Below are 21,728 nucleotides of genomic sequence, written 5' to 3' on the forward strand. Positions count from 1 at the left end.
CCGCTAAATCTTCCTTGATCAAATTTGATCAATCCTCGATGCTGAACGGGAGGGAATTTCCCGGGAGAAAGCGCATTGACGAAAGTGACCTTGAAGGATGTGGCGCAGGAGGCGGGCGTCGGCACCGCGACCGTCGAGCGTGTCGTCAACGGCCGCGGCGGCGTCAGGCCTGAAACGATCGAGCGGGTGTTCCTCGCGGTCCGAAAGCTCGACTACCGGCATAGGCTGCCGGAGGCGCATCGGGGGCTGATCCGGATCGAAGTCATTCTGGTCCGGCCCGAGACGAGCTTCTACTCGCGCATGAATCAGGCCTTTGAGCGGATCGCCGCCCTGCTCGACAAGAGCGTCACCGTTCACCGCACCTTCGCGCGCGAGAATGATCCGGTCGAATTCGCCCACCACATCGCCAATCCGGGGGTCCGCCGCTCGGCGCTCATCGTCGTGGCGCCGGACCATCCGAGCGTGGTGAAAAGCCTGAGGACGGCGGCGCGCCATGGCACGCCGGTGGTGCAGATCATGACACGACCGGCGCCGGAACTCCCCTATGTCGGCATCGACAATTATGCGGCGGGGCGGACGGCCGCCTATTACATGTCGAGGATGCTTGCCGGACGGTCAGGGTCCTTCGTGGCGCTCTGCCACAGCGGCGCATACGAGAACCACAAGGAACGCATCCGCGGCTTCTCCGCCTATCTCACCAACCATCCTGGCGACCACCTCTTCCGGCAGGTGATGTTCGATTGCGACGACGACCTCAACTCGATGGAGCTGCTGCGCGGGGCACTGTGCGACGATTCGGGGATCATCGGCCTCTACACCGCCGGCGGCGACAACCGCTCCGTCGCCGCGGTGCTGAAGGAGCATGCGTCGCGCCGCGTTTTCTGGGTCGGTCACGAGCTCTCCGACCAGTCGCGCGGCGCTCTCCGCGACGGCGTCATGTCGATCGTCCTCGACCAGGCTCCGGAGATCCAGGCGCGCCGCGCAATCGACCTGACATTGCGGTCGCTTGGACTGATCGACGTCGAGGTGAGCCCCGAGCCGGTGCGGTTTCTGACGATCACGCCGGAGAACGTCTGACGGATTGCGGGCGAGCCAAGTGGGGTGCCAGCAGTGGATTCCGCCAATCTCTCTCACGCCCGAACCGGCTGCGGTCTTCTCCGATTGATCAGGCGCTTGGCGAGTTTTTGCCCCGGTCGTTCAATGGCAAGGAATGTCGCGCAGGCAGCCGCATAGACCAAAGGCACAAGGATCAGGGTGACGGCCGCAAAGCGCGCGGCCGGCGAGATCGTTTCGCCGAAAGTGCCAATGAAATAGGCGGCGATCGGCTGCAGAAAGATCAGGTGCCAGAGATAGGCCCCGAACGACAGTTCCCCCAGCCAGTGGAAGAACCTGTTTCCGAGGGACGATGACACGGCGCGAAGCCTCTCGCCTAGCGCCCCTCCGGCCAGGCGGTGATGGAGCAGGGCGAAAAACACCCCGACAAGCGTGACTCGCATCAGCATTTTTATTGTGGTCATGTCGCCGCCGATCGGCAGCAGCACGAGCGCCAGGGCGGCGCCGCCGTAGAGAAAAGCCTTAGATTTCTCCGCGTCAAGGCCGAGCGCCAAGAGCATTCCGCAAAGGAAGACATGCATCTTCAACGGCAGGAAGGCGGGCATCGGGAAATGCACCCCCAACAGACCGGCCGTCGAGACGATCGCGACGGCGATAGCGGCGGTGACGAGCGCGCCCCTCAGCCAGCCGCATCTCTTCAGCAGAAGCATGACGAAGGGAAAGGCGGCGTAGAACTGCATTTCAAGGCCGATGCTCCAGTCGGGCAGCGGCGTCCTGTAGGCATAATCTGGGGAGAGGCCGAACAGAAAGCTCAAATGCATCAGCCCGTTCGTCAGACCGTTGTCGAGGTAGCGCGCCGGCGACTGCGGCGCCTTGTCTAGGAAGCCGTCGATGATCATCCTCGATTCGAACAGCCAGGGACCGAGCGCAAAAGCCACGGCCAGAAGAAGATAGTAAAGCGGCGCAATTCTCAGGAAGCGGCGGATCCAGAAGCTCGCCCAGGTCGAGGTCAGTTCCCACGGCTCTTTTGCGGCCCGCAGCTCATAGTGAAATACCATCAGGAAGCCGGAAAGCATGATGAAGAGATCGACGCCGAGATCGGGCTCCGACAGAACAGGCAGGCGCCAGCCCGTGAGCAACAGCGCATGGCCGACCATCACCCAGAGGGATGCCAAGCCTCGCAGTCCGTCCAGGCAATCGATACGGGTCTCGCGGAGGGTATAGCCGGCCATCAGTACACTTCGTCCTTGTTTGCAACCAAAGGTTACTGCAGCGCGCTATGTTGCGACGCACAAGGGCATGCCTAGAGGCGGACTAAGGCGATACTAAGTAAAGATTGAGGCCGCCCCGTCGCCGGGGCGACGACGAGAAGCGGGTCGGATCCTTCCGATCAGGTGCGGCCGGCCCTTGCGTCAAGGCTGAACCCGCCCGCGCCGAATGCGGCGACCTGCAGAAAACCGCCGACAATCGCGATATTCTTCATGAAGTGGATCAGCTGGTTCTGATCGTCGAATTCCATATGAAAACCGAGCGCAGAGGCGAGCGTGAAGACGGCCAGGACCAATGCTGCCAGCCTCGTCTGATAACCCAGGACGAGCAGGATGCCGCCGCCGAGTTCGACGACGAGCGCGCCGGCATAGGCGACGGCTGGAAGCGGCAGGTTGGCCGCCGATATATAGGCGATGGTGCCGGAGGGATCGGCCAGTTTCTCTATGCCGGAAACGACGAAAATGACGGCGAGGAACAGGCGGCCAACAAAGGCAAGCGAACTCTGAAGTGCGGCATTGTTGCTCATGTCTGTTCCTTTCCCAGCAATGGCGGCCGCCATATTACACGGATGAGGAGTTCGGGCCCGGAACTTTTCGCGCTTGATGCTGTTGGACCCTGATTGGCCCGCCTGATCCAGGGTGCCAAAAACTGACGCCGGGCGGGCTTCGGAGGAAGCCATGATCCGCGCATTACCCCCACTCTATCTGCCGCGCCGCCGCCTGTTGCAATTGGGACTTGGAGCAACGCTCGCCTCGACCGCTGGCTTCGCCCGCGTTTCGCGCGCGGATGAACCAGCTGAACCGATGGACGAGGATGTCTTCCAGTTCGCGCTGAACCTCGAATATATGGAGGCCGAGTATTACCTGCGCGGCACGACCGGCAAAGGGATCGACGATGCCGACGCGGGTGCCGACGCTGGGCCGGTGACCGGCGGCAAGCAGGTTTCGTTCGAGACGCCCGCGATCAGCGAGTTCATGAGCGAGGTGGCGGAAAACGAACTTGCTCACGTCCGGTTCTATCGCAAGACCCTTGGCGCCGATGCCGTGTCGCGGCCGGCCATCGATTTCGATGCCGGCTTCGCCGCCGTCGCGAAGGCCGCGGGCCTCGGGGAGAATTTCGATCCCTTCGGCAACGAGATGAACTTTGTGCTCGGCGGTATGCTGTTCGAGGATGTCGGCGTGACCGCCTATGCCGGCGCCGCGACGGTCCTGAAGAACGAGGAGTTTCTCGCCGCCGCCGCCGGGATCCTCGCCGTCGAGGCCTATCACATGGGCATGGCCCGCTCGACGCTCTATCGGATGGGCGAGGAGGCCTGGAAGGCCGCCGCCGCGGTTTCCGATGCCCGCGACAAGATCGATGGATCGGACGACAAGGACCAGCCGCTCCAGGTGGACGGCAAGGCGAACATCGTTCCCTCGACGCCGGATGCAATTGCTTTTACCCGAACGCCGCAGGAAGTCCTGCGCATCGTCTATCTTACCGATCAGGAGGGCGCCACCAAAGGTGGCTTTTACCCGAACGGCATGAATGGAACGATCACCAGCACCTGAACGGATCGCCAGGGCCGGCACGGCGCGGCTTCGTTTTTCCCGCCTGGTCCGGCCTCGCCGGCTTTGCCACACACGGCAGCAATTCTCCCCGTCTGAAACAGAAATTGAACGGCGTTACCCTGCAGTGCGGTGTCCGTGTCGAAGGCCTGGAAATCCTCGAGAGAGCGGCCGGAAAGACGCGTCGAAAGTGCGCTCGTGTGGGCAGCGAGATACCATCCGGCGGCGCCGTTGGAAGGGAGTTGTTAACCTTCATTTCCTATTCGCTAGGGACAGCCCTTTCGATGATGAAATTTCGAGTTTCAGGCCATGCGTATTCCCCGGACAAATTTCTCGACGGCAGCTTTGCATGATGCACATGAGGCGGATGGTTTCGAGCATCCGCATCCGGGAGCACCGGACGTTTCGCATGCCCAGACAACCCTCGCCTCGCCGCAGGATCATCTGTTCGAGGCGCCGGAAGCGCCCCGCCGGGGTACGGGTCATCCGGGCGACGATATGGGCTATGCCGGGCGCGCCGCGCGCCTCTACGGCCACTGCTCGCCCTATGCGCCGGCCCAGGTCACCGCCTGGACGCGCGATCCGCTGCCGACCCTTGCCGAGATCACCGGCCAGTCGGACGGACCGAGCTGGGAGAGCCATTTCTTCCTGTCGCCCAATGTCCGCTTCACCCGCACGCCCGAACGCGAATTCATGAAGCGCCGCGCGCCCGCGGCCGATGAGGGCGAGGTAGAGGTCGAGGCGACTGCCGCCGAGGTGGTCGAAGCAGAGATCGTCGCCGAAACGGGGCCCGTCGACGCAGTCCCCGCTGCTGTCGAACCCCAAACGCCGGCCCATAGCCCCTCCGAACTCCTGCGGGTGCTGATGCAGCAGCTTCCCTCCTGGCGTCCCGCACAGTCGCGCGATGCTGCCACCGCAGAACCGGCGCTCAATGCGGCACCGATCGTGAAAGGGGAGGTGCCGGAGTTGGAAGAAGCGGGCGGAACACTGGCGCCGGCGGTCCATGCAGCGGACGTCGCCGAGATGATCCCGGCCGGCCGCGAACCCGCATCAGATTCGGCCGCCAGGGTTGTGACCGGTGAAAGAGAAGCCCGTCTCTCCTACCTCTCCGATCACGCATTCTTCGAATTCATGCCGCTCGAAATGGCGGCTGCCATGCAGGTCGCCGCCGAACCGGTGGAGGAACCGGCAATGGTGCCGCAGCAGATTGCGGCGGCACCGACGCCTGTCGCCGCGCCGGTGGAAATCCAGCCGCAGCCGCCAACGGCGATCACCTCGATGTTCCGGGTGGTCGAATGCCGCCCGGCGACGACAGTTATCGCCGCGCCGGTTCCCGTACCGCCCCCAAGCGCCCCCGATAAGCCTGAAGCCGTGGCCGTGGCGGCCGCGCCGGCGCTGGTCGAGCCTGTCGTCAAAGCCGAGGAAAAGACGCCGGTTTCCAACGTTCCGGTCACCAAGGCGGCGATCACCATGCCGGCCGTGGTGCAGCGTTCCGCTTCACCCTTTCCGCCGATCGGCGGCAGCGAGCGCCAGCAGGCTGACGCCGCCTACGAGTTTCCGGCCAAGGAGCTGCTGCAGGAGCCGCCGCAGGGCCAGGGCTTCTTCATGACGCAGGAGCAGCTCGAGCAGAATGCCGGGCTTCTCGAAAGCGTTCTCGAGGATTTCGGCGTCAAGGGCGAGATCATCCATGTCCGTCCGGGCCCCGTCGTCACCCTCTACGAATTCGAGCCGGCGCCCGGCGTCAAGTCCTCGCGCGTCATCGGCCTTGCCGACGATATCGCTCGGTCGATGTCGGCGCTTTCGGCCCGCGTCGCAGTGGTGCCCGGCCGCAACGTCATCGGCATCGAACTGCCGAACGCGACGCGCGAGACGGTTTATTTCCGCGAGCTGATCGAATCCAATGATTTCCAAAGGACCGGCTGCAAGCTGGCGCTCTGCCTCGGCAAGACGATCGGCGGCGAGCCGGTGATCGCCGAACTCGCGAAGATGCCGCATCTGCTCGTCGCCGGCACCACCGGCTCGGGCAAATCGGTGGCGATCAACACGATGATCCTGTCGCTGCTCTACCGGCTGAAGCCGGAGGAATGCCGGCTGATCATGGTCGACCCGAAGATGCTCGAACTCTCCGTCTATGACGGCATCCCGCATCTTCTCACGCCGGTCGTCACCGATCCGAAGAAGGCGGTGATGGCGCTCAAATGGGCGGTGCGTGAGATGGAAGACCGCTATCGCAAGATGTCGCGGCTCGGCGTCCGCAACATCGACGGCTACAACCAGCGCGCCGCCGCCGCCCGAGAGAAGGGCGAGCCGATCCTGGCAACCGTGCAGACCGGCTTCGAGAAGGGCACCGGCGAGCCGCTCTTCGAGCAGCAGGAGATGGATCTGGCGCCGATGCCCTATATCGTCGTCATCGTCGACGAGATGGCCGACCTGATGATGGTCGCCGGCAAGGAGATCGAAGGGGCGATCCAGCGCCTCGCCCAGATGGCGCGCGCCGCCGGCATCCACCTGATCATGGCGACGCAGCGCCCGTCGGTCGACGTCATCACCGGCACGATCAAGGCGAACTTCCCGACCCGCATCTCCTTCCAGGTGACCTCGAAGATCGACAGCCGCACCATCCTCGGCGAGCAGGGTGCCGAGCAGCTGCTGGGCCAGGGCGACATGCTCTACATGGCCGGCGGGGGGCGCATCCAGCGCGTTCATGGCCCCTTCGTCTCCGACCTCGAGGTCGAGCATGTGGTGGCGCATCTGAAAACGCAGGGGCGCCCGGAATATCTGGAGACCGTGACGGCGGACGAGGAGGAAGAGGAGCCGGAAGAAGATCAGGGCGCCGTTTTCGACAAGAGCGCGATTGCTGCGGAAGACGGCAACGAGCTCTACGAGCAGGCGGTGAAAGTGGTGCTGCGCGACAAGAAATGCTCGACCTCCTATATCCAGCGCCGGCTCGGCATCGGCTACAACCGCGCTGCTTCCCTCGTCGAACGAATGGAGAAGGAAGGCCTCGTCGGCCCGGCCAATCATGTCGGCAAGCGCGAGATCATCCATGGCAACCGCGACCACGCGGCCAAGGCGGACGACGCCGAGATGGAGTGAGCGAAGGGCGAGCAGGGAACAGATGCGCGCGACGTCGGCAGCCACCAACCCCCTCTGGCCCGGCGGCCCTCTCCCCCAGAGAGACTTTGCACTTGCAGCACCGGTCGCTTGCACCTTGAAGCTGGTGTGACGGTGAAGACGCCAAAGAAGGTGCAGCCCGGCTAGCACCTCTCCCCTGTGGCCCCTGTGGCACCTCCTGGGGAGGTTCTGCGGCCGCGCGCCGAAACAAGGACTACGGCTTCTGGTTCTTCACGAATGTCGCATGCCATTTCGCCAGCATCGACACTGCCTCCTTGAGGAAAGCCGGGTGGGTGCCTGGAAGAAACTCGATCTTCGGCGCTTTCCCGTCGAGCCTCAGCCGCGCGAAGACTCGACCCGCCTCGTCCTTCAGTTCCTCCGGCTTTTCCGGTTCCGGCTTGTCGCTCTGAGACAGGCGGTTGAAGAGGAATTGGAAGCGCTGGTCCGTATCGGCGCTACGGAAGCGCGGCGCGCCTATCTCCTCTTCGGCCAGCTCCCTCGCCTCGTTGTTTTCCAGCAAGGTGCCGATCGCCATCCAGCGCTCGCGACCGGCCTTCGGCGCCGGGCCGATGGCACGGGCGAGTGCGTGGGGCACGCTGTCGGCGACTTGCAGCAGGCGCGACAATTCGCTTTTCTGCACGGCAAGCGCGTCGCCGATCACCTTGCGGTCGAAGCCGCGGGCGGCAAGTGCGGCGGCAAAAAGCGCCCGCTCGATGAAGGAGAGGTTGCGTCGCTCGGCATTCTCCTTGCCTTGGGCCAGCACCAGCTCGTCATCCGTCAACGGCCGGACGATCGCCTTCACCTGCAGTTCGAGCCGGCGCACGGCCTTCAGGCGGCGGTGGCCGTAGGCGGTCTGGTAGTAGCCCTGCTTTTCCGGATGCGGGCGCACGAGGATCGGCGATTGCTGGCCGTTCTCGCGAATGCTTTCGACGAGCGCGAGGAAATCCGGGTCGTCGACCTCGCCGTCAGTCATCCGGTCCTCGATGAAGGAGGCCTCGACAAGCGCCGGATCGAGCGCGACGACGCGCTCGCCCTGGGTCAGGGCCTCGCGGAGCACCCGCGCCTCTTCCGCCTCGCGGGTGATGCTGCCGAGCGAAAGGCCCATGGCCTTGACGGCGCCGGACGCGGCGCGCGGGGCGGCGGGCTGGGTGTTGACAGGTGTCAACTCACTCGGCCCGGCCGGCGGCTGGTCGGTCGGGGGCTGCAGAGCGGCAGCGGGCGCACCGCCCATGAACAGCGCCCGCAATTCGTTCTTCCGGTTGTTGCCAGCCATGACTTAGCGCCCCCAGGCCGCGTGAATGAGAGCCTCGATCTCGCCGTTGACGGCGTTCAGCGACTCGATCGCCCGGTCATAGGTGGCGCGGGTGAAGTTCTCGCGGCCGACCTCGTAGAGCGTTTGCTTGGTCAATCCCGCATCCGAGATCGCCGTCGACTTCACCATCGCCGAGGTCAGCACCCGGTCACCGAAGAGCGAGCGCATAAAGCCGACGATCTGTGCCTGCGGCCCGTCATTTGGCTCGAAGCGGGTGACGAGATAGCGCAGGAAGTCGAAATTGAGCTCGCCGCCCGCCTCGCGCACGACGCTCAAGAGATCGGAGGTCATGTAGAGGAACTGGTTCATCGAGGCGACGTCGAGCATCTGCGGATGCACGGTGACGATGACCGAGGTCGAGGCGCAGAGCGCCGAGAGCGTCAGATAGCCGAGCTGCGGCGGGCAGTCGATGACGACGACGTCGTAGTCATCGGCGACGCTGGCGAGTGCCGCCTGCACGCGAGCGAAGAACAGCGGCCCGGCATCGGCGCCGTTCTGCCGCGCACTCAACGCCTGCGGCGTCGTGTGCTCGAATTCCTGTAGTTCGAGATTGCCCGGCACCAGGTCGAGGCCGTCGAAATAGGTCTTGCGGATGATCTCTTTCAGCGGCCGCGCCTCGGCGTCATAGCGGATCGAGCCATAGAGGGTGTCGTTGCCGGTGAGATCGAGCTCCGGCTGATAGCCGAACAGCGCCGAAAGCGAGGCCTGCGGGTCGAGATCCACCGCCAGCACCCGATGGCCGGTCAAGGCCAGATATTGCGCCAGATGGACGGACGAGGTCGTCTTGCCGGAGCCGCCCTTGAAATTGGTGACGGAGATGACCTGCAGATGCTCGCCGCGCGTTTCGTCGCGCCAGTTCACATAGGCACGCGCCTTGGCGGCATTGCCCTTGGCGAGCGCCTGTTCGGCGAGGTGGCGGCGCAGCGCATTGATGTCGGCAAGCGAATAGGAGCGCCGTCCGCCGATTCCGGTATCGGGCTGCGGCCCCTCGCCGGCAAGCGACAATTGCCGGAGATAGCCGTCGGAGACGCCGATCAGCTTGGCGGCCTCGCCGGAGGTGAAGCTCCGGAGCGTCTTCATCGCTGTCGGCGCGAACAGCCGGTCGCGCATCGCCTTCAGCTGCTCGGAAAGCGCCCGCGCATCAGCCGCGATCGCCTCGTCCGCCGGCCTGCGAGATCCGGTGCCGGCGGCCGCCGCCTTGCCCACTGCGCTTGCGGCGTCCACGGCCGATCCTGTCATGTCCATCGTGACAACCCCTCGTGCTTATTCACCATCCCGCGGCGGACGAAAAAATGGCAACGGCCATCCGTTCGCCGGCCGCACAGATGCGCCCGCCGCATTCCCTAACAGAGCAATCGCTGAACTACGCTGAAATATGGAATATGCGATCTATTCCGTTACAGGAATGATTCATCTGCTGATTCGCGTCAAGCCATTTCTCCCGCCCTCAGCGGCTCGGAGGCGCGCGGCCGTAAAGCAACAGCATGACGATGACGACGATGCCGTAGACGATCTGGCGGCCCGCTTCCGGCATCTGCATGACCGAGAGGATGGATTGCAGCAGCGTGATCAGGATGACGCCGGCGACCGTGCCGAAATAGGAGCCGCGGCCGCCGAGAATCGAGGTGCCGCCGAGCACGACCGCGGCGATCGACGGCAGCAGATAGGCGTCGCCCATCGCCTGCGCCGCCTTCGAGGCATAGCCTGCAAGCAGCACGCCGCCGAAGGCGCTCAAGCCACCGGAGACGACGAAGGCGATCATCACGACGCGACGCGTGCCGACGCCGGAGAGGAAGGCGGCGCGCTCGCTGTTGCCGATGCCGTAGACGGCGCGGCCAAAGGCCGTGCGGGTGAGCAGGAACACCATCGCCGCACTGACGGCGATCCAGACGAGGATGGCGTTCGGAACGCCCGGCACGAGGGCGCCTGTGGCAAGCCAGCGGATGGCATGCGGGGCCGAATCCTGCGGCGAGAAGCCGCCGGTATAGACGACCATCAGCCCCTGAGCCACGACATTCGAGGCGAGCGTCACGATCATCGAAGGAATACGCAGAAAGGCGACGCCGATGCCGTTCAGGAGGCCGAAGGCCATGCCGGAGAGGACCCCCACCGGGATGGCGATAAAGGCGCCTGCAGATCCGAATCCGGCCGCGGCGCAGGCCATCATCGCACCCATCGTCATCACCCAGGGCACCGAAAGGTCAATATGGCCGAGCAGGATGACGACCATCATTCCGGCGGCCACCACGCCGAGGAAAGACGCGACCTTGAGCTGCTGCAGCAGGTAATCGGGCGAGAGGAAATTGCTTGAATAGAGGCTGCCGAGAAGAAGAAGCAGCAGAATGCAGCCGAAAGCGGTGACGACGGCCGGATCTGCGCGGCGGAGGAAGCCCGGCAGGCGTGCCCTGACGGACAAGCGGCTTTCGGACGTCTCGCTCATTGGAACCAGTCCAGACGGTTTCGCACGCGCAGCAGCGCCAGCGACCCGAGGCTGACGGCGATCATCAGCACGATGCCCTGGAGGAGCGGCTGCCAGAGCGGCTCGACATCGAAGGCAAACAGCATGTCGCCGGTGGTGCGCGCGGCAAAGGCGCCGAAGATCGCCCCGACGGCGCTGCCGCGGCCGCCATAGAGCGACACGCCGCCGAGCACGACGGCGGCAATCGACCAGAGCGTATAGGCGCTGCCGCTCGCATAGGCCGCCTCGCCGGTATAGGTGAAGAAGGTGAGAAACAATCCGCCCATTCCGGCGAGCAGCCCTCCCAGCAGGTAGGCCGCGAACTTGCCGCGCCGGATCGGCACACCAGACATGAAGGCGGCCGGCTCGGAAGAACCCGCCGCATAGGCGGCCCGCCCGGCGACCGATCGTCGAAACGGCAGCCAGACGAGCAGGACGACGGCGGCAAGCGCCACGAGGCTCGACGGCACGACGCCGAAGAGGCGGCCGGTCAGCGCGTCGGCGAGATCCTCGTTGACGGAGCCGCCGGGAAAGGGCCGGAGTAACAACGCCAGGCCGAAATAGACGGCACCTGTCGCGATGGTCGCGACGATCGGCTGCAGGCGGCCGTAGATCACCAGCAGGCCGTTGATCGCGCCGCAGAGCGTTCCGGTCGCCAGCACGGCGACCACGCCAAGGCTCGTCGGCACGGCGCCGCCGACGACGATCCAGGAGGCCAGACAATTGGTGAGCACCAGGATCATGCCGACCGAAAGGTCGATCCCGGCGGTGATCACCACCAGCGCCTGGGCCATGGCGACGAAGGCGAGCAGCACGCCCTTGTTGGCGGCCGTGTGCACGACATTGGCGGTGAAGCCGGCCGGATGGTTGGCGACATAGACGACGAACATCACCAGGAAGATCGCCAGCCCCGTCAGCGTGCCGCGCTGTTCGTTCAGCCAGTAGCGCCATTCGCTCATGCGGCCGTTCCCTCCTGCCCTGTCTCGACGTTGAGGGCGCTGGCGATCAATGCCCGCTCGCTGATCGCGCCGCCCTGAAGTTCGCGGACGATGCGACCGTCAAAGAGGACCAGGACCCGGTCGCAGCAGCCGATCAACTCGTCATAGTCGGTCGAATAGAAGACAATCGCCGCACCGGCCTCCGCCAGCCGCCGCAGCAATTGGTAAAGCTCCTGCTTGGTGCCGACATCGATGCCGCGCGTCGGATCGTTGAGCAATATGATCCGCGGTTTGCGCATCAGCCATTTGGCGATGACCACCTTTTGCTGGTTACCGCCCGAAAGCGTGCCGACGGGCACGTCGAGGCCGGCGGTCTTGATTTCCAGCAGCCGCACCATGTCGTCGATCGACTGCTCCTCCTTCGTCCGGTCGATGACTCCGCTGCGCGAGACCCGGTCGAGGGCGGCGAAGGAGAGATTTTCCCGGACCGTCATCGGCAGCATCAAGCCTTCGGTCTTGCGGTCCTCCGGGATGAGCGCCATGGAGAGCGGCGCTTTTCGCGCCGCTGCCGGCCCGCTAATCGAAACCGGCGATCCGTCGACGAGCACCGAGCCGGTCGTGCCGCGCAATACGCCGAAGAGCGCCAGGAGAAGCAGCCGCTGACCCTGGCCCTCGAGACCGCCGAGGCCCACGACCTCTCCCTCGCCCACCGAAAAGGAGATTTCGCGCAGCCGATCGCTCCAGCCGAGATCGCGGCATTCGAGCACGGGCGCTCTCGCCGGCCTCGCTACCGCGTGGCGCGGCGGAAAGACGTTGCTGTATTCGCGGCCGATCATCATCTCGACGATCTCGCTATTGCTGCGGCTGCCGGCGGCAAAGCTCGCGACATTGCGACCATTGCGAAAAACCGTGCAGGTATCGGCGAGTTCGGCGATCTCATGCATGCGATGCGAGATGTAGAGCAGCGCCAGACCATCTTCCCGCAGCCGTTTCAGCACCGCAAAGACCTTGGCGACGTCGCCGGCAGTCAGCGCCGAGGTCGCCTCGTCGAGGATCAGCGCGCGCGGCTTCGAGGCGAGCGCCTTGGCGATCTCGACCATCTGCCGGCGCGACAGAGGCAAATCCCTCACGGCGGCGCGCGGGTGGATATCCTCGGCTCCGGCTCGGGCGAGCGCTTCCTCGGCGAGCGTCCGCTGGGCGCGCCGGTCGATCATGCCGAAACGGCGGGGCGGATTGGCAAGGGCGATATTGTCGGCGACGCTCAGGTCCGGGATCAGCGACAGTTCCTGGAAGACGCAGGCAATGCCTGCCGCCGCGGCCTCGGCCGGTGATCGAAAGGCAACCTCGCGGCCGTCGAGCAGGAGACGTCCTTCGTCCGGCGCGACCACGCCGGCCATGATCTTGATCAGCGTCGACTTGCCGGCGCCGTTCTCGCCGAGGATCGCATGAATTCGGCCCGGCACCACTTCGAGCCGGGCCTTCTCCAATGCGCGGACACCGCCATAGCGCTTCGATACACCTTCCATCTGGAAGAGCGGCGGCGGTGTCTCGGCTGCGGTCATGAGGCGCCTCGGATCAGGGTTCGTCACGGGCATGCCGCGCACGCGAGGCGCGCGACATTTTCAGTGCTTGAGGAAGAACCTACTGGTTCTCCTTGGTCTGACCCATGATCTCCTGGGCCGTGAAGTTGATGCCGCAGGTGGGGAAAGCATTGCCGACGAAGAAGTTATCCGACTGGTCGGGATAGAAGTCCTGACCTTCCTTGAAGTTCGGATCCTCGACGATCGCCAGCGGCAGCTTGATCGATTGCGGCACCACTTGGCCCTCGAGCGCTGCGATCGCCGTCTTGATGGCGACCGCGACCTGCGCCGGACCGGTGCCCGCCGACGAGCATTTCAGGCCCTCGCCGGCATGCTTGGCGCAGAACTTGCGGAAGCCGTTCTCCGTCTCGCCGCCGAAGGGCACGAAGGGATGCCCGGCATCGATCATCGCCTGCACGACGCCGGTATCGCCGCCCTGCGCGGTGATCCCGTCGAATTTCTTGTGCACGGCGATCGCATCCGCCGTCGCCTTCTGGGCGGTCGGGTCGTCCCACTTGCCGATCACCTCGACGACGTCCCATTTCTTGCCGGTCGCCGCGAAGGTTTCATGAATGCCGTTGTGGCGGTCGGTGTCAACGGACGTGCCGGCGACGCCACGCACCTCGAGGATCTTGCCGCCCTCCGGAAGATGCTTGGCGAGCCAATTGGCCCAGAGCACGCCAAGACCCTTCTGGTCGACATTGACGTTGATCGCATCCTCGGTATCGAGAATGTTGTCGAAGGCGACGAGGACGATGCCGGCTTCCTTGGCGCGCTTGATGACCGGGCCGAAGGCAGTCGGGTTCTGGGCGTTGACGATGATCGCGTCATAGCCGGAATCGATAAAGTTGTTGATCGCCGAGATCTGCGCCGGCACGTCCTCGCCGGTCGAGACGACCTTGAACTCCTTGAGCTTCGCCGCGACATCCGGCTGCGCGGCATAGGCCTTGGCCGTCTGGATCATCTGGATGCGCCAGGTGTTGGCAATGAAGCCGTTGGCGAGCGCGATACGATAGGGACCGTCCTTCTTAGGGAACTTGAAGAATTTGGTTTCGGCCGTCCACGGCACGAAGCAATCCGGTTCGGCCGCGGGACCGCTGACGATTTCAGGTTCTGCGGCGGCGGTGGTCGATAGAAGTGCGAATGCAGCGGCGGTGAGAATGCCGCTGACAAATGATGTGGTCATCGAATTCCCTCCCATTAACAGGCGGGACTGGGCATCGAGCGAGCGGGCGCCGCCATCGATGTTCGCCGCAGACATGTCTGCGGCCTGGAGCAGTGACCGTTGAACGCAGTCGAAATTGCTCCAGAACACAACGAAGCTCACTTCCGGTTTCGGTCACCCGATCCCAAGTGCTTCAGAGGCCGATCCGGCACGACTTGTCGATACGCGAGTCCAGTGACGCCAGACAGGCTCCTCCCGAGGCGTCCGAACGAAATGGTAGCGTTACCAATATCCTGTGTAAAGCGGCGGCTTCGACAAGGCCGGAGGGGCTGCCTGCGAAACAGCGCTGCCGTCGGCAACGCCGCTTCGAAGGTGTCGGTTCAACCCTGTTGGCTGGGGCGCAGGGGCTGGTTGAAACGGTCGGCGAAGGCCTCGATCGAGCCGCGGCCGAAGCGTCTGACGCGTCGCTTGACGAGGACGGACATGACGCGGGCGGCGGTCGAGATGGTCATCTCGTCGAGCGGGCCCGAACCGCTCCAGGGCTTCGTCAGCCGGTCGGTGACGATGCCCAGCATGTTGGCGGGCATGATGTCGGTGCAGGGTTTCATCCAATCGAATACGGCGCTGATCGGCACCACCTTGCCTTCAAAGGCAACGATCGGTTCGGGCATGTCTTCGTCCCAATCGTCATAGGCTTCGAGCGCATCCCTGAAGAGGGTCTGCAGCGTGATTGGGGCATGCCCTTCGTAAAGGGCGGGCAGGAAATTCGTCATTAGGGTCTCCTCCGAGTGGTTAGGCCGGAAACGCGAAATGGCCAATTCTGTCAGCGGTAACGGTTTGTGATGCTCCTTCATAAAGCGTGCGGCGGCAGTATGGTTCAAAGCACAGGAGCGCGCAAACACAATCGATTAAAATGGTGGGATTTCTGACGCAATCCCAACACTCGATATCGTCAACGCAGACTCAAGTTGCTGATTTGCCGGGGGGAATTTGCGCCTGTGGAAAACAGCTAAACCGTCAGATGCCGACGCGCTTCCGGCGTGTCCAGCGTCTCCGCCGGCCCCTCATGAACGAATGCGCCGCGATCCATGATGTAGACCTGGTCCGCAAGCTCGCGGCAGAAATCGAGATACTGCTCGACGAGCAGGATGGCCATGCCGGTCGAATCCCTCAGATAACGGATCGCCCGGCCGATGTCCTTGATGATCGACGGCTGGATGCCCTCGGTCGGCTCGTCGAGCACGAGGATCTTGGGTCGGGTGACAAGCGCCCGGGCGATGGCGAGCTGTTGCTGCTGGCCGCCGGAAAGATCGCCGCCGCGCCGGCCGAGCATGGTCTGCAGAACCGGAAAGAGGCTGAAGATGTCTTCCGGGATCGAGCGCTCGGCCCGCTTCAGCGGCGCATAGCCTGTCTCGAGATTCTCCTTAACCGTCAGCAGCGGAAAGATCTCGCGGCCCTGCGGCACGTAGCCGATCCCCTGCTTCGCCCGCCGGAACGGCGCCAGTCCATCGAGCGCCGTGCCGTTGAAGGCGATTGCCCCGGAACTCACGGGATGCTGGCCGGTAATTGCCCGCAAGAGGCTGGACTTGCCGACGCCATTGCGGCCGAGCACGCAGGTGATCTTGCCCATCTCGGCCTTGAACGAGACATTGCGAAGCGCCTGGGCAGCGCCGTAGTGCAGATTGACGTTGTCGACGCTCAACATGGTTTGCCCCTCACGCGCTACCGGCCGAGATAGTTCTCGATCACCTTCGGATCGTTGCTGACGAAATCGATCGAGCCTTCCGCCAGCACCGAACCTTCGGCGAGACAGGTGACCTTGACGCCGAGCTCGCGGATGAAACCCATGTCGTGCTCGACGACGACGACCGAGCGGGTCTTGGCAATCTCCTTAAGGAGGATCGCCGTTTCCGCGGTCTCCGCATCCGTCATGCCGGCGACCGGCTCGTCGACGAGCAGCAATTCCGGCTCCTGGGCGAGCAGCATGCCGATTTCCAGCCACTGCTTCTGGCCGTGCGAGAGATTGGCGGCGAGATCATCGCGGCGCGCCGTCAGCCGCACCGTCTCAAGAATCTCCTCGATGCGCGCCTTGTCCTCGCGCGTCAGCCGGTAGAACAGCGTCGCGAAGACGCCGCGGCTGCGGTTGAGCGCCAGTTCGAGATTATCCCAGACCGTGTGGCTCTCGAAGACCGTCGGCTTCTGGAACTTCCGGCCGATGCCGAGCTGGGCGATCTCCGCCTCATCCCTTCTGGTGAGATCGATGTCGCCCTTGAAGAACACCTCGCCCTCGTTGGGCCGCGTCTTGCCGGTAATGATGTCCATCATCGTCGTCTTGCCGGCGCCGTTCGGCCCGATGATGGCACGCAGTTCCCCCGGCTCGATGATGAAGGAGAGCGAATTCAGCGCCTTGAAGCCGTCGAAGGAGACGGAGACGCCGTCGAGATAGAGCAGGCTTTTCGGTTTCTTCTCGGTCATGGCGATCACTCCGCGGCCATCGGTTCGGCGTCGGGCAAGCCGGTCCCGTTCTCGGATCGGCTGGCGGCACGATAGGCGCGGCGCCGGGCTAGATAGTGCTGGGCCGTGCCGACGACGCCCTTCGGCAGGAACAGCGTGACGAGGACGAAGAGCCCGCCGAGCGCAAAGAGCCAGAATTCCGGGAAGGCGGCGGTGAAGATACTCTTGCCACCGTTGACGAGGATGGCGCCGATGATTGGCCCGATGAGCGTGCCGCGGCCGCCGACGGCCGTCCAGATGACCACCTCGATCGAGTTGCCCGGCTCGAACTCGCCCGGATTGATGATGCCAACCTGCGGCACGTAGAGGGCGCCGGCGACACCCGCCATCATCGCCGAGACGGTGAAGGCGAAAAGCTTCATGTGCTCGACCCGGTAGCCAAGGAAGCGGGTGCGGCTTTCGGCATCGCGCAGCGCCACCAGCACCTTGCCAAATTTCGAGCGCACGATACCCGAGGTCACGACCAGCGAGAGGGCGAGCGCCAGTGCCGAGGCCGCAAAGAGCGCGGCCCGCGTACCGTCCGCCTGGATGTTGAAGCCGAGTATGTCCTTGAAATCGGTCAGCCCGTTATTGCCGCCGAAGCCCATGTCGTTGCGGAAGAAGGCGAGCAGCAGCGCATAGGTCATCGCCTGAGTGATGATCGACAGATAGACGCCGTTGACGCGCGAGCGGAAGGCGAACCAACCGAAGACGAAGGCCAGCAGCCCCGGCACGAGGACGACCATCAGGGCCGCGAACCAGAACATGTCGAAGCCGTGCCAGAACCAGGGCAGTTCCTTCCAGTTGAGAAACACCATGAAATCCGGAAGCAGCGGGTTGCCGTAGGAGCCGCGCGCACCGATCTGGCGCATCAGATACATGCCGATCGCATAGCCGCCGAGCGCGAAGAAGGCGGCATGCCCGAGCGAAAGAATGCCACAGAAGCCCCAGACGAGATCGAGCGCCAGGGCGAGCAGCGCATAGGTCAGGTACTTGCCGAACAGCGAGACCAGATAGGTCGGCACGTGCAATGGATGGTCCGGCGCAGTCAGGAGGTTGAGCGCCGGCACGAGCGCCGCGAGCGCGAGCAGGAGTGCCACGGCGACGACGATCGTTCGATCCAGCGATTTGATGAGAAACGAGGTGATCATGCTTCCACCGCCCGGCCCTTGAGTGCGAACAGCCCGCGCGGCCGCTTCTGAATGAAGAGAATGATCAGCACGAGCACGAGGATCTTGCCGAGCACGGCGCCGGCATAGGGCTCCAGGAACTTGTTGAGGATGCCGAGCGAGAAGGCCCCGACGAGCGTGCCCCAGAGATTGCCGACCCCGCCGAAGACCACGACCATGAAGCTGTCGATGATGTAGCCCTGGCCGAGATTCGGCGAGACGTTGTCGATCTGCGAGAGTGCCACGCCCGCCATGCCGGCAATGCCAGAGCCGAGCGCGAAGGTCAGCGCATCCACCCAGGGCGTGCGGATGCCCATGGAGGAGGCCATGCGGCGGTTCTGCGTCACCGCCCGCATCTGCAGGCCCATCGGCGTCTTCTTCAGGAGGAAGAGCAGCGCGGCAAAGACGGCGAGTGCGAAGAGAATGATCCAGAGGCGGTTCCAGGTGATCGTCAACCCGCCGAGCTCGAAGGCGCCGGACATCCAGGAGGGGTTGCCGACCTCGCGATTGGTCGGGCCGAAGATCGTGCGGACCGACTGCTGTAGGATCAGCGATATGCCCCAGGTGGCAAGCAGCGTCTCGAGCGGCCGGCCGTAGAGAAAGCGGATGACGCCGCGTTCCATCGCCAGGCCGACGGCGCCGGTGACCAGGAAGGCGAGCGGCAGGGCGATCGCCAGCGACCAGTCGAAGAGACCCGGATAGGAATTGCGCAGGACCTCCTGCACCAGGAAGGTCGTGTAGGCGCCGAGCATCACCATCTCGCCATGCGCCATGTTGATGATACCCATGACGCCGAAGGTGATCGCCAGGCCGATCGCCGCGAGCAGCAGCACAGAGCCGAGCGACAGGCCGTACCAGACGTTCTGGCCGGCCGCCCAGAGCGCCTGTGTCTGCTCGATGCTGGCGAGCGCCGCTTCGATTTCAGGCTTCAGCGTCTCGTCGGCCGCGCCGAGCGCCGATGAGAGAATGGGAAGCGCCTCACGGCCGCCCTTTTCCCTGAGCAGCCGCACCGCCTCCTTCTTCTCCGCGACGGGTCGGTCGGACATCAACAGCGTCGTGGCGCGCGCCTGTTCGAGCAGTGCGCGAACCTCCGCATCCTTCTCGGCGGCGAGCGCGCTCTCGACGGCACCGAGCGCATCGGCGTTCGGAGACTGCAGCACGGATTGCGCGGCCTTGAGGCGTGCGGTCCGGTCGGGACTCAAGAGTGTCAGGCTGCCGAGCGCGGTTCGCACGGCGCGGCGCACGCCGTTGTTGACCTTGACCTTGGAAAGCGCCGCCTTTGGCGCCTCGCCGGCGCTTTCGCCGGTGACCGGGTCGGTCAGCGTCAGCGTCGAACCGCTCTCCTTCGTCAGGAACACCTGGCCGTCGGCCTTGCGGGCGTAGAGATTGCCTTCGCCGAGCGCCTCGAGGATGGGCACGACATTGGGATCCCCGGTCTTTGCGAGGGCTGCGATGTGCTCGTCCATGTCGGAGAGTTTCGCCTCGCCGAGCGCGTTCACCATATCGCGCAGTCCCTCCTCCGCCCGAAGCCCCAGCGTCGCGAGCGCGTTGAAGAGAACCAGGGTAAAAAGCACGGTTTGAAGGATGCGGTACATTCGCCCCTCGCTTGGCATCTGCAGCAAATCCTCCGCCCGAACGGGCGTTCGGACGGAGGGAGTTTCGAGCTATCGCGTCACGAAATCACGAACCCTTGCCGCCGCACTTGCCCGTGGCGACGTTGAAGTTGCCGCAGGACATCGGCGCCCGCCAATCGGAGATCAGATCCTTGGAATCCGGCAGGTAATCCGACCACTCGTCGCCGACCACCAGGCCGGGCGTTTCCCAGACTGTCTCGAATTGGCCGTCCGACTGGATCTCGCCGATCAGCACCGGCTTGGTGATGTGGTGGTTCGGCATCATCGTCGAATAGCCGCCCGAGAGGTTCGGCACCGAGACGCCAATCATCGCGTCGAGCACCGCGTCGGTGTCGGTGGTGCCGGCTTTTTCGACGGCCTTCAGCCACATGTTGAAGCCGATATAATGGGCCTCCATGGGGTCGTTGGTGACCCGCTTGTCATTCTTGGTATAGGCCTTCCAGGTCTTGATGAATTCGGCATTGGCCGGATTGTCGACCGACTGGAAATAGTTCCAGGCAGCGAGATGGCCGACAAGCGGGCCTGTGTCGAGGCCGGCAAGCTCTTCCTCGCCGACGGAGAAGGCGACGACCGGGATGTCCTCGGCCTTGACGCCCTGGTTGGCGAGTTCCTTGTAGAAGGGCACGTTGGCGTCGCCGTTGATCGTCGAGACGACGGCGGTCTTCTTGCCGGCCGCGCCGAACTTCTTGATGTCGGAGACGATCGTCTGCCAGTCGGAGTGACCGAAAGGCGTGTAGTTGATCATGATGTCCTCGGGCTTGACGCCCTTGGAAATGAGGTAGGCCTCGAGGATCTTGTTCGTCGTGCGCGGATAGACGTAGTCCGTGCCGGCAAGCACCCAGCGCTCGACCTCCTCGTTCTCCATCAGATAGTCGACTGCGGGGATCGCCTGCTGGTTCGGGGCCGCACCGGTGTAGAAGACGTTGCGCTGGCTTTCCTCGCCCTCGTACTGAACCGGGTAGAAGAGGATCGAGTTCAGCTCTTCAAAGACCGGCAGCACGGATTTGCGCGACACGGAGGTCCAGCAGCCGAAGACGGCCGAGACCTTGTCGACCGAGATCAGTTCACGCGCCTTTTCGGCAAAGAGCGGCCAGTCGGAGGCCGGGTCGACGACGACCGCTTCGAGCTTCTTGCCGAGCAGGCCGCCCTTCTTGTTCTGCTCGTCGATCAGCATCAGCATGGCATCCTTCAGCGTCGTCTCGGAGATCGCCATGGTGCCGGAAAGCGAATGAAGAATGCCGACCTTGATCGTGTCGTCGGCGGCAAAGGCGCCGTTGAACGCGGTCGTCGAAAGAACGGCAGCGAGAAATGCGCCGGTGACGCGTGCCCTGTAAGTCATCTGGTTGAACCCCTCTAGCTCTGGTCGCCGCAACGGAGTGTTGGTTCTCCTTGGCCGTTGCTTGAGGGATATTCCGCCAGGCCCACTGCACTGCACATACGACATTCTACGTAGGCGAATGGGGGAAGAAGGAAGTTCGATCGGATCTCACGCCTTCGCCGAATCCGGATCGAGCCACCGGTCGATCGACAGCTTGCCCGGCCCGGCCTTGAGGATGGCCAATGCCATCGCCGCCCAGGTCAGATGAATGGGCCATCCGTCCGGTACGGTCAGTTGAATGACGATCGTCATCGCCAGCAGCGCCAGCGCGGCAAGACGCGTCGCCAGTCCCAGGACAAGAAGGACGGGAAACAGGACTTCCGCCGATGCGGCAGCGAAAGCCGTCACCGCCGGTGCCGGAAAGGCATAGGGGCCGCCCGGCAGGTGCAATCGGAACTCCGACGTAAAGAGCAGCAGCGCGACATCGTTCAATTGCAGGAAGCCGTCCCACTTGCCGATACCCGAGCGCCAGAAGGGGACGGCGAGTCCTAGGCGCAGCAGAAGCTGGGCAAGCCATGCCGGCGCCAAGGCGGCGATCAGGCCATCGACCCGGCCGAACCAGCCTGCCCTCCCGGTGGCCGCGTGCCTCTTGAAGAAATTCCGCACCGACGTGACCAT

General features: G+C 64.2%; 18 protein-coding genes. 3 read left to right on the top strand and 15 right to left on the bottom strand.

The window, feature by feature from the left end; all coding sequences use genetic code 11:
• The first annotated feature begins 75 nt into the window (after nt 1-75).
• The gene (locus NXT3_RS30375; protein WP_037416156.1) at nt 76-1,077 is read left to right on the top strand and encodes a LacI family DNA-binding transcriptional regulator; all 1,002 of its coding nucleotides are present in this window, start codon (nt 76-78) and stop codon (nt 1,075-1,077) included.
• Between the two features lie 53 nt (nt 1,078-1,130).
• Here the strand turns inward: NXT3_RS30375 and NXT3_RS30380 are convergent, their stop codons facing one another.
• Entirely contained in the window at nt 1,131-2,285 is a 1,155-nt protein-coding gene (locus NXT3_RS30380) for an acyltransferase family protein (protein WP_104841292.1), read from the bottom strand.
• A gap of 158 nt (nt 2,286-2,443) precedes the next feature.
• On the bottom strand, nt 2,444-2,848 hold the full coding sequence (locus NXT3_RS30385; protein ID WP_095678091.1) for a DoxX family protein: 405 nt from the start codon (nt 2,846-2,848) through the stop codon (nt 2,444-2,446).
• Between the two features lie 151 nt (nt 2,849-2,999).
• On the opposite strand from NXT3_RS30385, the gene NXT3_RS30390 reads away from it, so the two are divergent.
• Nucleotides 3,000-3,872 (top strand): ferritin-like domain-containing protein, encoded by an 873-nt coding sequence (locus tag NXT3_RS30390; RefSeq protein ID WP_104841293.1) that lies wholly within the window; start codon nt 3,000-3,002, stop codon nt 3,870-3,872.
• Between the two features lie 306 nt (nt 3,873-4,178).
• A complete protein-coding gene (locus tag NXT3_RS30395) occupies nt 4,179-6,965 on the top strand; it encodes a DNA translocase FtsK (protein WP_104841294.1) in 2,787 nt (928 codons plus the stop codon).
• Nucleotides 6,966-7,197: 232 nt separating this feature from the next.
• On the opposite strand, the gene repB is transcribed toward NXT3_RS30395, so the two are convergent.
• The 13 genes from repB to NXT3_RS30460 form a co-directional block, all read right to left on the bottom strand.
• Nucleotides 7,198-8,256 carry a plasmid partitioning protein RepB gene (gene repB / locus NXT3_RS30400; RefSeq protein ID WP_104841295.1) on the bottom strand — a complete coding sequence of 353 codons (1,059 nt, stop codon included), beginning with the start codon at nt 8,254-8,256 and terminating at the stop codon, nt 7,198-7,200.
• 3 nt (nt 8,257-8,259) lie between these two features.
• Nucleotides 8,260-9,540: a plasmid partitioning protein RepA gene (gene repA / locus NXT3_RS30405; protein WP_095678093.1), complete on the bottom strand. Its 1,281-nt coding sequence runs from the start codon at nt 9,538-9,540 to the stop codon at nt 8,260-8,262.
• A gap of 202 nt (nt 9,541-9,742) precedes the next feature.
• Complete coding sequence (locus tag NXT3_RS30410) at nt 9,743-10,735, bottom strand: ABC transporter permease (RefSeq protein ID WP_104841296.1); 993 nt, start codon at nt 10,733-10,735, stop codon at nt 9,743-9,745.
• Nucleotides 10,732-11,712, bottom strand: a complete 981-nt coding sequence (locus tag NXT3_RS30415) for an ABC transporter permease (RefSeq protein WP_097524370.1) — start codon at nt 11,710-11,712, stop codon at nt 10,732-10,734. The genes NXT3_RS30410 and NXT3_RS30415 overlap by 4 nt, the downstream gene beginning before the upstream one ends.
• Nucleotides 11,709-13,253: a sugar ABC transporter ATP-binding protein gene (locus NXT3_RS30420; protein ID WP_097524375.1), complete on the bottom strand. Its 1,545-nt coding sequence runs from the start codon at nt 13,251-13,253 to the stop codon at nt 11,709-11,711. Before NXT3_RS30420 ends, NXT3_RS30415 begins: the two co-directional genes overlap by 4 nt.
• A gap of 79 nt (nt 13,254-13,332) precedes the next feature.
• The gene (locus NXT3_RS30425; RefSeq protein WP_037416124.1) at nt 13,333-14,457 is read right to left on the bottom strand and encodes a sugar ABC transporter substrate-binding protein; all 1,125 of its coding nucleotides are present in this window, start codon (nt 14,455-14,457) and stop codon (nt 13,333-13,335) included.
• A 359-nt stretch (nt 14,458-14,816) separates the two neighbouring features.
• Nucleotides 14,817-15,209, bottom strand: coding sequence for a BRA0787 family protein (locus NXT3_RS30430; protein WP_037416112.1), 393 nt, complete (start codon nt 15,207-15,209; stop codon nt 14,817-14,819).
• 236 nt (nt 15,210-15,445) lie between these two features.
• The gene (gene urtE / locus NXT3_RS30435; RefSeq protein ID WP_097524369.1) at nt 15,446-16,141 is read right to left on the bottom strand and encodes an urea ABC transporter ATP-binding subunit UrtE; all 696 of its coding nucleotides are present in this window, start codon (nt 16,139-16,141) and stop codon (nt 15,446-15,448) included.
• Between the two features lie 17 nt (nt 16,142-16,158).
• Entirely contained in the window at nt 16,159-16,911 is a 753-nt protein-coding gene (gene urtD / locus NXT3_RS30440) for an urea ABC transporter ATP-binding protein UrtD (RefSeq protein ID WP_037416121.1), read from the bottom strand.
• A gap of 5 nt (nt 16,912-16,916) precedes the next feature.
• The gene (gene urtC, locus NXT3_RS30445) at nt 16,917-18,080 is read right to left on the bottom strand and encodes an urea ABC transporter permease subunit UrtC (protein WP_037416105.1); all 1,164 of its coding nucleotides are present in this window, start codon (nt 18,078-18,080) and stop codon (nt 16,917-16,919) included.
• Nucleotides 18,077-19,693 (bottom strand): urea ABC transporter permease subunit UrtB, encoded by a 1,617-nt coding sequence (gene urtB, locus NXT3_RS30450; protein ID WP_199773428.1) that lies wholly within the window; start codon nt 19,691-19,693, stop codon nt 18,077-18,079. Before urtB ends, urtC begins: the two co-directional genes overlap by 4 nt.
• A gap of 85 nt (nt 19,694-19,778) precedes the next feature.
• Entirely contained in the window at nt 19,779-21,071 is a 1,293-nt protein-coding gene (urtA, locus tag NXT3_RS30455) for an urea ABC transporter substrate-binding protein (RefSeq protein WP_037416090.1), read from the bottom strand.
• Between the two features lie 147 nt (nt 21,072-21,218).
• Nucleotides 21,219-21,728, bottom strand: coding sequence for a DoxX family membrane protein (locus NXT3_RS30460; RefSeq protein ID WP_176536545.1), 510 nt, complete (start codon nt 21,726-21,728; stop codon nt 21,219-21,221).

The sequence above is a fragment of the Sinorhizobium fredii genome (assembly GCF_002944405.1).
In the GTDB taxonomy this organism is placed as follows: Bacteria; Pseudomonadota; Alphaproteobacteria; order Rhizobiales; family Rhizobiaceae; genus Sinorhizobium; species Sinorhizobium fredii_C.

Bases quoted from the DNA above. Each gene is read 5' to 3' on its own strand.
- NXT3_RS30460 (WP_176536545.1), bottom strand. From the start codon at position 21,728: ATGGTCACGTCGGTGCGGAATTTCTTCAAGAGGCACGCGGCCACCGGG.
- repB (WP_104841295.1), bottom strand. From the start codon at position 8,256: ATGGCTGGCAACAACCGGAAGAACGAATTGCGGGCGCTGTTCATGGGC.
- urtB (WP_199773428.1), bottom strand. From the start codon at position 19,693: ATGTACCGCATCCTTCAAACCGTGCTTTTTACCCTGGTTCTCTTCAAC.
- NXT3_RS30380 (WP_104841292.1), bottom strand. From the start codon at position 2,285: ATGGCCGGCTATACCCTCCGCGAGACCCGTATCGATTGCCTGGACGGA.
- repA (WP_095678093.1), bottom strand. From the start codon at position 9,540: ATGGACATGACAGGATCGGCCGTGGACGCCGCAAGCGCAGTGGGCAAG.
- NXT3_RS30410 (WP_104841296.1), bottom strand. From the start codon at position 10,735: ATGAGCGAGACGTCCGAAAGCCGCTTGTCCGTCAGGGCACGCCTGCCG.
- urtD (WP_037416121.1), bottom strand. From the start codon at position 16,911: ATGACCGAGAAGAAACCGAAAAGCCTGCTCTATCTCGACGGCGTCTCC.
- urtE (WP_097524369.1), bottom strand. From the start codon at position 16,141: ATGTTGAGCGTCGACAACGTCAATCTGCACTACGGCGCTGCCCAGGCG.
- NXT3_RS30395 (WP_104841294.1), top strand. From the start codon at position 4,179: ATGCGTATTCCCCGGACAAATTTCTCGACGGCAGCTTTGCATGATGCA.
- NXT3_RS30430 (WP_037416112.1), bottom strand. From the start codon at position 15,209: ATGACGAATTTCCTGCCCGCCCTTTACGAAGGGCATGCCCCAATCACG.
- urtC (WP_037416105.1), bottom strand. From the start codon at position 18,080: ATGATCACCTCGTTTCTCATCAAATCGCTGGATCGAACGATCGTCGTC.
- urtA (WP_037416090.1), bottom strand. From the start codon at position 21,071: ATGACTTACAGGGCACGCGTCACCGGCGCATTTCTCGCTGCCGTTCTT.
- NXT3_RS30390 (WP_104841293.1), top strand. From the start codon at position 3,000: ATGATCCGCGCATTACCCCCACTCTATCTGCCGCGCCGCCGCCTGTTG.
- NXT3_RS30385 (WP_095678091.1), bottom strand. From the start codon at position 2,848: ATGAGCAACAATGCCGCACTTCAGAGTTCGCTTGCCTTTGTTGGCCGC.
- NXT3_RS30415 (WP_097524370.1), bottom strand. From the start codon at position 11,712: ATGAGCGAATGGCGCTACTGGCTGAACGAACAGCGCGGCACGCTGACG.
- NXT3_RS30420 (WP_097524375.1), bottom strand. From the start codon at position 13,253: ATGACCGCAGCCGAGACACCGCCGCCGCTCTTCCAGATGGAAGGTGTA.
- NXT3_RS30425 (WP_037416124.1), bottom strand. From the start codon at position 14,457: ATGACCACATCATTTGTCAGCGGCATTCTCACCGCCGCTGCATTCGCA.